The sequence below is a fragment of the Pseudomonas laurylsulfatiphila genome, from assembly GCF_002934665.1.
GTDB classification, from domain to species: Bacteria; Pseudomonadota; Gammaproteobacteria; order Pseudomonadales; family Pseudomonadaceae; genus Aquipseudomonas; species Aquipseudomonas laurylsulfatiphila.
The window spans coordinates 997,254-1,008,392 of record NZ_NIRS01000002.1; the positions used below are offsets into that span (position 1 = coordinate 997,254).

General features: G+C 61.6%; 9 protein-coding genes and 1 rRNA gene. 6 read left to right on the forward strand and 4 right to left on the reverse strand.

Annotated elements, in window-relative coordinates:
* The first annotated feature begins 183 nt into the window (after positions 1-183).
* Positions 184-2,988: an ATP-binding protein gene (locus CD175_RS10360; protein ID WP_104448811.1), complete on the forward strand. Its 2,805-nt coding sequence runs from the start codon at positions 184-186 to the stop codon at positions 2,986-2,988.
* Here CD175_RS10360 and CD175_RS10365 read toward each other — a convergent pair.
* Both CD175_RS10365 and CD175_RS10370 read right to left on the reverse strand, forming a co-directional pair.
* On the reverse strand, positions 2,953-4,437 hold the full coding sequence (locus CD175_RS10365; protein WP_104448812.1) for an ATP-binding protein: 1,485 nt from the start codon (positions 4,435-4,437) through the stop codon (positions 2,953-2,955). The genes CD175_RS10360 and CD175_RS10365 overlap by 36 nt on opposite strands.
* Positions 4,438-4,598: 161 nt before the next feature.
* The gene (locus tag CD175_RS10370) at positions 4,599-5,549 is read right to left on the reverse strand and encodes a GlxA family transcriptional regulator (RefSeq protein ID WP_104448813.1); all 951 of its coding nucleotides are present in this window, start codon (positions 5,547-5,549) and stop codon (positions 4,599-4,601) included.
* A gap of 344 nt (positions 5,550-5,893) precedes the next feature.
* Here CD175_RS10370 and CD175_RS10375 point away from each other — a divergent pair, with 344 nt between their 5' ends.
* Entirely contained in the window at positions 5,894-6,616 is a 723-nt protein-coding gene (locus tag CD175_RS10375; protein ID WP_104448814.1) for a pirin family protein, read from the forward strand.
* 41 nt (positions 6,617-6,657) lie between these two features.
* Here CD175_RS10375 and CD175_RS10380 read toward each other — a convergent pair whose 3' ends face one another.
* Entirely contained in the window at positions 6,658-7,722 is a 1,065-nt protein-coding gene (locus CD175_RS10380; RefSeq protein WP_104448815.1) for an AraC family transcriptional regulator, read from the reverse strand.
* Between the two features lie 162 nt (positions 7,723-7,884).
* Here CD175_RS10380 and CD175_RS10385 point away from each other — a divergent pair, with 162 nt between their 5' ends.
* The 4 genes from CD175_RS10385 (at position 7,885) to CD175_RS10400 (ending at position 10,964) form a co-directional block, all read left to right on the forward strand.
* Positions 7,885-8,736 (forward strand): 3-hydroxybutyryl-CoA dehydrogenase, encoded by an 852-nt coding sequence (locus CD175_RS10385; protein WP_104448816.1) that lies wholly within the window; start codon positions 7,885-7,887, stop codon positions 8,734-8,736.
* Positions 8,723-9,382, forward strand: a complete 660-nt coding sequence (locus CD175_RS10390) for a TetR/AcrR family transcriptional regulator (protein ID WP_104448817.1) — start codon at positions 8,723-8,725, stop codon at positions 9,380-9,382. The genes CD175_RS10385 and CD175_RS10390 overlap by 14 nt, the downstream gene beginning before the upstream one ends.
* An 89-nt stretch (positions 9,383-9,471) precedes the next feature.
* On the forward strand, positions 9,472-9,885 hold the full coding sequence (locus CD175_RS10395; protein ID WP_104448818.1) for a VOC family protein: 414 nt from the start codon (positions 9,472-9,474) through the stop codon (positions 9,883-9,885).
* Positions 9,886-10,202: 317 nt separating this feature from the next.
* Positions 10,203-10,964 (forward strand): bestrophin-like domain, encoded by a 762-nt coding sequence (locus CD175_RS10400; protein WP_104448819.1) that lies wholly within the window; start codon positions 10,203-10,205, stop codon positions 10,962-10,964.
* Positions 10,965-11,029: 65 nt separating this feature from the next.
* Here the strand turns inward: CD175_RS10400 and rrf are convergent.
* Positions 11,030-11,139: ribosomal RNA gene (gene rrf / locus CD175_RS10405) — 5S ribosomal RNA — on the reverse strand; the annotation flags it as partial.

Below are 11,139 nucleotides of genomic sequence, written 5' to 3' on the forward strand. Positions count from 1 at the left end.
AAAGCCCCGGCATGTCATGCCCATCTGTCGCACCCAATGTTTTCGGGACCGACAGCCGCTGGCCGATACACTAGAGTCAAGGCTTGCCCTTTCACTCACCCGGGCGGCACGTTGCGCTGCGTAAAAAACCTGAGGAATATGCTCGTAAACCGCGAACCAGACGGCTGCAGCAGGAGCGACTCGTTGACCCTTTCCCCCGAACAGGCTGTGCATTTCGGCCCCTACCGGGTCTACCCCGGACAACGCCTGGTGATGGAGGCTGACCAGCCCTTGCGCTTGGGCCGGCGCGCCATGGACATCCTGTTGATCCTGCTGGAACACGCCGGCAACGTGGTCAGCAAGCAGCAATTGATCGCCCGGGTCTGGCCCGACAGCGTGGTCGAAGACATCAACCTGCGGGTGCACATGGCCGCGTTGCGCAAGGCGCTCGGCGACGGCCAGGCCGGCCAGCGCTACATCGTCACCGTGGCCCAGCGCGGGTACAGCTTCGTCGCACCGCACTCACGGGAGCAGGTCGAACAACCGCCGGCGCCCGTGGCTTGCACACCGAGCCGGCATAACCTGCCGGTGCGCCGCACACGCATGATCGGCCGGCGGACGCTGGTCGACAATCTGGTGGTGCAACTGCCGCGCCAGCGCTTCATCACCCTCGTCGGTCCCGGCGGCATCGGCAAGACCACCGTGGCCTTGCGAGTCGCCGAGCAAATGATCGGTCGCTACCGGGACGGCATCCGCCTGCTGGACCTGGCCCCGATCAACTGCCCGCTGATGATCAACGGTCATCTGGCGACGTTGCTTGAATTGGCCCTGCACGACGACGAACCCCTGAACGGGCTGGCGGACTGTCTACGCGACAGGCAAATGCTGCTGGTCATCGACAACTGCGAACACCTGGTCGACGCCATCGCCCTGCTCTGCGAAAACATTCTGCGCAGTGCGCCGCACGTGCACATTCTCGCCACCAGCCGCGAAAGCCTGAGGGCCGAAGGCGAATTCGTCCAGCGCCTGGCATCACTCGACTGCCCGCCGCCCATCGCCGTCCTCGACCGTGCCCAGGCCATGACCTTTTCCGCCCTGCAACTGTTTGTCGAGCGGGCCATGGCAAGCCATGACAGCTTTGAACTGACGGACGATGAACTGCCGCTGTTGATCGACATCTGCCACCGACTGGACGGCATTCCACTTGCCATCGAACTGGCGGCGGCGCAAGTGGGCAACTTCGGATTAGCCGGTTTGCTGGCGCAGTTGCAAAGCAGTTTCCGGGTGTTGACCCAGCCCTGCCAGACGCCCCCGGCACGCCATCAGACCCTGCGCGCGACACTGGACTGGAGCTTCGAGCTGCTCAACGCCTGCGAAAAGACCTGCCTGCGCCGACTGAGCGTGTTTCGCGGCGGCTTCACCCTGGAGTCCGCAGCGGCGGTGATTGTCGGCGAACACATCGAACCTCGCGAAGTCTTCGGCTCGATCACCCAACTGGTCGCCAAGTCCCTGTTGAACGTGGAGGTGGGCGATGAGGATGTCTACTACCGTCTGCTCGATACCACCCGCAGCCATGCGCTGGAAAAACTCGCGCAAAGCTCCGACCTGCCCGGCACACGGGTGCGCCATGCCGAGCGTTGCCTGGCGCTGATGCAACAGGCGCAGGACCAATGGGAGAACACCTCGACCGGCCTGTGGCTCGAGCGCTATGGCCGGACCCTGGAGGACATCCGCGCGGCCCTCGACTGGGGTCTGCACGGGCAGGGGCCGCAGGCACTGGCGATACGCCTGGCCGCGACGTCCACGCCCCTGTGGCAGGAGCTGTCACTGCTCAAGGAACACGGCGGTTATGTGCGCAAGGCCCTGGCCCTGCTCGAGCAGTCTGCCGAGCCGTGCCCGCGTTTGCAGATGACCCTCAAGCTGGCCCTGGGCAGTGCCTGTTACCACGCTCAAGGCGCGAGCGCCGAAACCGTTGGCGCCTTTGTCAGCGCCAGAACCCTGGCCAGGCAACTCAACGATGTGGCCGGTCAACTGCGGGCGATTTCCGGCCACCTGGCGGTCAATCTCAGTTGCGGCCAATACCAGATGGCCCTGCAACAGAGCCGGCAATTCGATCAACTGGGGCTGCATGACGACGCCCTGTTATCCCTGAGCACGCATCGATTGCGGGTGCTTGCCCTGCATTTTTCCGGCGACCAGCAACAGGCCGGGGAGCAGGCCGAACAGGTACTGCAACGCATGGCCCACAGTGGTCATCTCAACCGGTTCACCCATGGCTTCGGCGTGCAATACGACCAGAGTGTCGCGGCGCTGACTATCCAGGCGCGCATCCTCTGGCTGCGAGGCCAACCGGAACAGGCCTGGCGCGCAGCCCGGCAGGCGCTGGACATCGCGTTGCAGATCAACCACGGCACGTCGATCTGCTACACCCTGGCGCTCGCCGGCTGCCTGATCGCCTACTACAACGGTGACACCCGCAGCGCCCGCGAACTCCTGCGCCTGCTGCTGCAACAGGCGCAGAAACACTCGGTCCTGCTGTTCCATACCTGGGCGCAACACTACGCGCGGGTGATCGGCGGCGTCGATGTCGCGCCCGCCAGGCAACGAAGTGTCGGATTGATCAAAGACATCATGGTCACGCTGGATTCCACCTGCGTCGATGACGACTTGCTCGAACGTGCGCAAAACGGCGCGGCGGGCTGGAGCACGGCAGAGATACTGCGGGCCAGGGCCGAGACGCTGCTGGCAACGGAGTGTCCGGCCAATGCCGCGATGGCTGAAACCGTGCTGCTCAAGGCACTCGACGTGGCAAAAACCCAGGGTGCCCTGACCTGGGAGCTGCGCAGCGCCACCTCGCTGGCGCAACTATGGCAGCGTCAGGGTCGCCACCAACGGGCGCATGCATTGCTGGCGCCGGTCTACCAGCGCTTCACCGAAGGTTTTGCCACGCCGGACCTGAAGGCCGTGCGCCACTTACTCGGTGAGTTGCATTGCCACTTGCCGGTCTGAAAGCCGGGGCGTTTGACTGACGTAACCGGCATAACGCATTTCAAGGGTGCGCAGCTCACCGCTGAGTTCGAGCTTTTCCAGGGCGTAGGTGCGGGTGGTATTGAGAAAGCGGTAACGGATCACCCCGCCGCCCTGCTCCAGGGACAGCAGTGATTTGAGTGCGAGGTTGTCCAGCACGTCGGCCAGCTCGGCGACCGGTAACGCGTCGCCACTGATCACGCCTATCGCGGCATCCTGGGTGAAGGCCATCTTGAATACCGCCAAACGCTGCAACACGGATTGTTCCAGCGGATTCAACCGTTCGTAGCTCCAGTCCAGTGCAGCCTTGAGCGTCTGGTGCCGGGGGACGGCCGTGCGGCGGCCTTGGGACAGCAACTGAAAACAGTTATCGAGTTGCGCCTGCAACCCCACCAGCGCCAGCGCATCGATTTGCGCCGCCGCCAATTCAATCGCCAGCGGCAGGCCGTCGAGGCGCCGGCAGATTTCCCGTACGGCCTTGAGGTCCTGTTCGCGCAAGGTGAAGCCTTGCTGGCGGGCACGGGCACGGCTGACAAACAACTGTACTGCCGAATAGCCCATGACCTCGGCAACACTGCGCAGCGCTGACGTCGGCGGCACCGCCAGCGGTGGCAGACGCAACACGGTTTCGCCCGCGGCCTTGAGCGGCTCGCGACTGGTGGCGAGGATCGACAGTCGCGGCAGCGATTGCAGCAGAGTCTCGACCAACGTACGGCAGCGCTCGAGCAGATGTTCGCAGTTGTCCAGGACCAACAAGGCATGCCGCTGCGCCAGTGTTTCCAGCGTGGTGCCGTCCTTCAGCTGGAGGGTTCGTGTGAGGTGATCGGTCACTTGCGCCGGGTCATCGATCGCCGCCAGGTCCACCAGCCAAACGCCGTGCCGATAGTGCTGCAACAACAGTTCGGCCACGCGCAAGGCCACGGTGGTCTTGCCGATCCCGCAAGGCCCGACCAGGGTCATGAATCGCCGCACCGGCAACTGCCGCACCAGGCTGCCGACAAGGGCATCGCGCCCGGAGATCGACGTGAGCCGGGCCGGCAAGTTATGCAGGGGCTTTTGTACGGTCTGGCTCGGGAACGCTACGGGTTCCGGCAAGTGCTGCACCGGGGCGACAAAACTATAGCCGCGCTGGGGAATGTTGACGATGTAGCACTGACCGTTCTGCCCGTCGCCCAAGGCCCGACGCAGGGCAGCGATGTGCACGCGCAGGTTGATCTCTTCGACCACGGAGCGCGGCCAGACCTGCGCAATCAACTCGTCCTTGCTGACCACCGAGCCCGCGTGTTCGACCAACACCTGCAACACGTCAAGGGCGCGGCCGCCCAGGCGCAGCGGTCGATCGCCCTCCAGCACCAGTCGCTGACTGAGGTGGAAAGCGTAGGGTCCGAATTGCAGCACCGCTTCGTTGCTGACATCTCTGAGGCTGTTCATGGGCAGTCACTCGCGGGAAACCTGATCTGGCACGTGAGTCCATCCAGGCTCCGCACCTTCCTTGCAATGAGTTACCTCGTATCTTGGCAGTCCTCGGTGACGGTACAACCGCCGCGGGGGGAGCGTAACGGCCATTGCGGTGCGCAAAACGGACACGCGCCCTAGCTGAACTGCTCGCGGTATTGAGTCGGGGTCAGGCCAAGCTTTTCACTGAACAGAAAACGCATGTGCCGCACGCTGCCGAAGCCGCTTTTGAAGGCCACGGTCTTGAGCGGCAACTCGGTGGTTTCCAGCAGGTTCCTGGCGCAATCGATGCGCGCGCTTTGCACAAACTCCATTGGCGTCATGTTCACCTCCCGGGCAAAAACCCTGGTGAAATGCCGCGGGCTCATGCTGGCCAGGCTCGCCATGCGCTCGATGCTGAAGGGCTCGTCGAGGTGTTCGAGCACGTGGTTCTGCACGCGGGTAATCGGCGTTTCGTGAGGCGCCACCGCCGCCATCAACGGGCTGAACTGTGCCTGCCCGCCCTGACGCTTCATCACCACCAGCAACACCTTGGCCACGTCCTGGGCGACTTTTTTGCCGTGGTCCTGCGCCACCACCGACAACGCCAGGTCGATCCCGGCGGTGACACCGCCGGAAGTGATCAGGTTGCGGTCCTGGACAAAGATCTGGTCGGTCTCGACGGTCGCCTTCGGAAAGCCCTTGATCAGCCGCTCGGTGTAATGCCAGTGGGTGGTGACGCGATAGCCGTCGAGCAAGCCCGCATGCCCCAACACGAACGCCCCGGTGCAGATCGAGCCGTAACCGGCGGACCGGCTGACGTTGTGCCTGAGCCAGTCGAGCAAAGGCGGATGCTTTTCGTTGTAGGCACCGGGACCACCAGGTACCAGCAGCAAATCAAAACCTTCGCAGGCCTGATCGATGTGCCGGTCGGCCTGCACGCTCACGCCGTTGGACGCCCGTAGCGCGCCGGGCTCGGTGCCGATGGTCGTCAGCACATAGTGATCGTCGGGTTTCAGATAACGATTGGCGATGGAAAACACTTCCATCGGCCCGGCCATATCGAGCAGGAGAAAGTCGGGAAACAGCACCATTGCCACGGTTTTCATGGATTGGAATTCACTGGGTTCAAATTGAGTCGGTCCGCCAAACACCTGGACCTTGTGGGAGCGAGCCTGCTCGCGAAAGCGGTGTATCAGCCAACGTTGATAGCGACTGACACGACGCCTTCGCGAGCAGGCTCGCTCCCACAGGGCCTGCGCCCGGCATCAGGGAGTGCTGTGCATTATGGCCAAACACAAGCCAGACGCAGAAAAAAATAGCTGATTCACTTCCAGATACTGTCAACTACAACGAGACAGTATTTCAATTTTCACCTACTTATTGCACAAACCAGTAAACATTAACCTTCTCCTCACTCGGACGAATTCACGTCCCCACAGGAGATTTCATCATGCTGACTCTTCGCAAAGCTTCGGATCGTGGCCTGGCCAATCACGGCTGGTTGAAGTCGTTCCACACCTTTTCCTTCGCCAACTACCGCAACCCGAAAGAGCAGGGTTTTTCCGACCTGTTGGTGATCAACGACGACCGCGTCGCCGCCGGCAAAGGCTTCGGCCAGCACCCGCATCGCGACATGGAGATCTTCTCCTATGTGCTTGAGGGTGCCCTGGAACACAAGGACACCCTGGGCACCGGTTCGGTGATCCGCCCCGGCGATGTGCAACTGATGAGCGCTGGCAGCGGCGTGGCCCACAGTGAGTTCAACCACTCCAGCACACGGCCGGTGCACTTTCTGCAGATCTGGATCGTGCCCGACGTCAGCGGCGCCAAACCGCGCTATCAGCAGGAGCACTTCAGCACCCAGAAAAAACGCGGGCGCCTGCAACTGATCATCTCGCCGGACGGCGCCAAGGGGTCGCTGAAGGTGCGTCAGGATGCACGGGTGTATGCCGGCCTGATCGACGGCCAGGAAAGCGCCACCCTGGAACTGGCCGCCAACCGTTATGCCTACGTGCACGTGGCCCGGGGCAGCGTCGAACTCAACGGTCTGTTGTTGCAGGAAGGCGACGGTGTGCGGGTCCGTGATGAACAGGCGCTGACCTTGAGCAACGGCGTGGACGCTGAAGTATTGGTCTTCGACCTGCGCCCGCAGGAACTGCCGGAAATGCCATGACGGATCCCTGTGGGAGCGAGCCTGCTCGCGAAGGCGGAGTGTCAGACGACATCACTGTTGAATGACCTATCGCTTTCGCGAGCAGGCCCGCTCCCACAGTCCCCCTGATAACGGGCCCGATAGCGCCCCGGACTTTCCCCGGTCCACTTCTTGAATGCCCGATGGAAGGCGCTGGGCTCCTGGAAGCCCAGCCGCTCGGCGATATCGCTGATGCTCGCGTCGCTCTGACGCAATTGCTCAAAGGCCACGCCACGCCGTACTTCGTCCTTGATCTCCTGATAGGAACAGCCTTCACGCTCCAGTTTGCGGCGGAAGGTGCTGGGACTCAGGTGCTGTTCCAGGGCAAAGGCCTGCAACGTCGGCCATTCACTGTAGTGACTGCCGCGCAAGCGCTGATGAACCTGCGAGGCCAGGCCATGCTGGTTACGGAAGCGGATCACCAGCCATTGCGGCGCGGTGCGCAGGAACACTTTCAGCGACGCCAGGTCCTGAACCACCGGCAGGCGCAGGTAATGGCTGGCAAATTCGATTTCAGTACGCTCGGCACCGAAGGTCAGGTTGGGGCCCCAAAGCAGGCGGTCGTCACTCAGCGACAGGCGCGAATGGCGGAAGTCCGCACGGTCAATGGGAATGCGCCGCCCGCCCAGCCAGCACAGCAGACTGATCATCAACACCAGGAAAGTTTCTTCACCAAACCGGCTGGCATCGTTGTCCTTCGAACGGGTCTGCAGGCTGATGACCGCACGTTTGCCCCGCACGGCCAGCGAGCCACGAAAGTCGCGCAGGAACAGCCCGAAGTTGGCCAGGCACTGACGCATGGCCTTGTGCAGATCGGGTTCCTGAATCAGGGCGCGGCAAATCAGGGCGAAACTGCCCGGCGGCATGCCATGGGAATCGAGCCCGAAAAACTCGTCGTCGAGCTCGCGGATCTGAATCAGCCACAACGCCGCAAACGCGTTGGCCGGCACCCGCGCCGTGGGTTGTTGCATGACCGCCGGATCAATGCCCGCCTGTTCGAGCACGGCCGTCACGCGCTGCGGATCGTCCCTCAGCCCATGGATCATTGCCTGCACGAAATAGGCGGCAACCGAGTCCTTTTCCCGCATTGGTTCGCTTCTCTCTCATCACCCGAATGGCAAAAAACATCAGTGCCGTTGAACAGTTTTGGCATAGGACAACCGCCCTGCCGGCTCTAGACTCGCGGCAATAGTACGCCTTCGGCCGCAATCGCGGCCAAGGTATCGCAGGGTTTGATCGAAGGACGGAAAATGAATCTGCAAAACATCGGTGTAATCGGCGCAGGCACCATGGGCAACGGCATCGCACAAGTCTGTGCCATGGCCGGTTTCAACGTGACCCTGCTCGACATCTCTGAAAGCGCGTTGCAAAAAGCCGTCGCGACGGTCGGTAAAAACCTGGACCGGCAGATCGCCAAGGAAACCCTGACGCCAGAGCAGAAACAGGCCACCCTCGACAAAATCCGCACCAGCACCGATTACAGCGTCCTGCATGACGCGCAACTGGTCATCGAAGCGGCCACTGAGAATCTCGACCTGAAACTGCGTGTGCTGCAACAGATCGCCGCGCAAGTCAGCAGCGAATGCGTCATTGCCTCCAATACCTCGTCGCTGTCGATCACCCAACTGGCCGCCAGTGTCAGCCAGCCAGAGCGCTTCATCGGCCTGCATTTCTTCAACCCGGTGCCGGTAATGGGCCTGATCGAAGTCATCCGCGGCCTGCAAACCAGTGACGCGACCCACCAACTGGCGCTGGACATGGCGACCACCCTCGGCAAAACCGCGATCACCGCCGGCAACCGTCCGGGCTTCGTGGTCAACCGGATCCTGGTGCCGATGATCAACGAGGCGATCCTGGTGTTCCAGGAAGGCCTGGCCAGCGCCGAAGACATCGACGCCGGGATGCGCCTGGGCTGCAACCAGCCTATCGGCCCGTTGGCCCTGGCGGACCTGATTGGCCTGGATACCCTGTTGTCGATCCTCGAAGCCTTCTATGACGGATTCAACGACAGCAAATATCGCCCGGCGCCGTTGCTCAAGGAAATGGTCGCTGCCGGTTACCTGGGGCGCAAGACGGGGCGCGGCTTCCATGCCTATGCCTGAGCGTTGCTCGCGCTTTGCCGAGTACCGGGACAAGGTCCTGGAGCTGTTTGCCTGCAAGGGGTTCGGCCAGGTCGGCATGCGTGAGCTCGCGACGTGCCTGGGGCTCTCCCCAGGCTCGCTGTATCACCATTACCCCAGCAAACAGCATCTGCTGCTGGACCTGATCGAGGAGTTCTACGAGGAGCTGCTGGCCACTCTGGGGCGCATCCAGCAAAAAGCGCCCGGCAAACGCGACAAACTCAACGGCCTGATCCGCGCCCATCTGAATCTGCACCGGGAGATGCCTTGGCATTTCCGCCTGGTGGAGCGCGACAGCGGTTGCCTGAATGAAGAGCAACAGGCTCGGGTCCGGCAACTGCGCGAGCAATACGAACGCACGTTGCTGAAGATGCTCGGTGCGAAGTCGCGTTTCAGCGAGCAAGGCCTGCTGGCCGCCGGGCATGCCATTGGCGCGCTGCTCAACAGCGCCCCCAGCTGGCTGACGCCCCATGTGCTGGACGAGCAGGAACGTGAGGAACTGCTGGAAAGCATGGTCAGCGGCGCCATCGAGCGTGTGCTGGCGCCGCGGCGTGTGCCGGAGGCGATAAGCCTCGCCCGCCCTATGGAAAAAACATCTAAAGAAACACAAGCTCCGACAAAGATTTAGCGCTTTGCTTGTCGGCTCGACACAATCGGAATTCGCCGAAAAAACCGGCGTCCAAACCGATGTATGTACTCGAGCACCTGGAGCCGACCATGAAAATCAATCCCTACCTTATCTTCAACGGCGACTGCAAAGCCGCCTTCACGTTCTACGCGACGTGCCTGCAAGGCCAGATCGAAGCCATGTTGACCTTTGGTGAAACCCCTGCCGGTGAGCATTTCCCCAAGGATCTACACAACCTGATCATCCATACCCGCCTGATCGTGGGCGATCAGGCGATCATGGGGTCGGACACCACACCGGATCGCCCCGTCGATAAAATGAGTGCCTGCTCGATTTCACTCAACGTCGACAGCATTGCCGAGGCCGAACGGGTGTTCAAAGCACTGGCGGACGGTGGCAGTGTGCAGATGCCCCTGGAAACCACGTTCTGGGCGGCGCGCTTCGGTATGCTCGTCGACCGTTTTGGTGTGTCGTGGATGGTCAATTGCGAAAAGGATCAGTGAACAGCCTTTGTCGATCGACAGAAATAAAGGCACAAAAAAGCCCAACCTGAAAAGGTTGGGCTTTCTGGCAACTCCCGGCCTGTCTGCTACCGTCAACTTGCCACATCGATAGCCGCGAACCAGAGGAGCAAACCCGCTATGCCAGCCCATGACCTGTCCTGGCCCACCCGTTTCAAACGCTTGCTCCTGGAGCCTATGCCCACGGACCGCTTTGGGCTCGCGACGTGACGACCATCGAGGGACGCAAGCTCAAAGGCATCGTGATCAAGTACCGGTAGATATCTCCCCCCGGAAGGCAGCATCAACGGAGGTTGAATTTGAATGACCTGGTGATCGCCCTCATCGTTTTCGCCTGCCTGTCCGCCAGCGCACTGCTGGGCTCGTACGTGAGGGAGCGGTTACCGAGCCAACATCTGAGCGATGACTCCGTAGCGGTGCTGAAGCTGGGCACCGGCCTCATCGCAACGATGTCGGCGCTGGTCCTCGGCCTGCTCGTTTCCTCTGCCAAAGGCACCTTCGATACGGCCAATGCCGAGCTGGAGGGCGCGGCGGCGAAAGTGATTCAATTCGACCGTTTGCTGGCCCGCTATGGCCCCGATACCCAGGGCATCCGTACCGAGCTGAAGCACAACTACGCCGAAGTCACCCAAGTGCTCGCGACCCGCGATCGCCGTCAGATTGCACAACTCGACAGCCCCGAAGTGATCCGTCGTTCCGAAGACCTGCAACGCCAGGTCGAGTCACTGACGCCTGGCAACGATGATCAGCGCTCGTTCAAAGCCAAGGCATTGCAAGACATGGACGCCGTGTTTGCCGCCCGCTGGCTGACACTGCTGCAGTCCAATCAATCGATTCCACCGGTGATGCTGGTGATCCTGGTGACGTGGCTGGGGATTATCTTCGGCTCATTCGGGCTGTTCGCACCCCGCAACGGGACCATTGTCGTCGTATTGCTGATGTGTGCCCTGTCGACGGGGGCAACCATCTTGCTGGTGGAGGAACTCAATCGACCGCTTGATGGTTTTATCTGTGTGTCGCTGGATCCGCTGGAGCACACATTGGAGCGGTTGGGGCAGTAGTTTGAATTTCCGACGGACAAAAACAAAACCCCAACTGCTTTCGCAATTGGGGTTTCGGAATTTAATCTTGACGATGACCTACTCTCACATGGGGAAACCCCACACTACCATCGGCGATGCATCGTTTCACTTCTGAGTTCGGGATGGGATCAGGTGGTTCCAACGCTCTATGGTC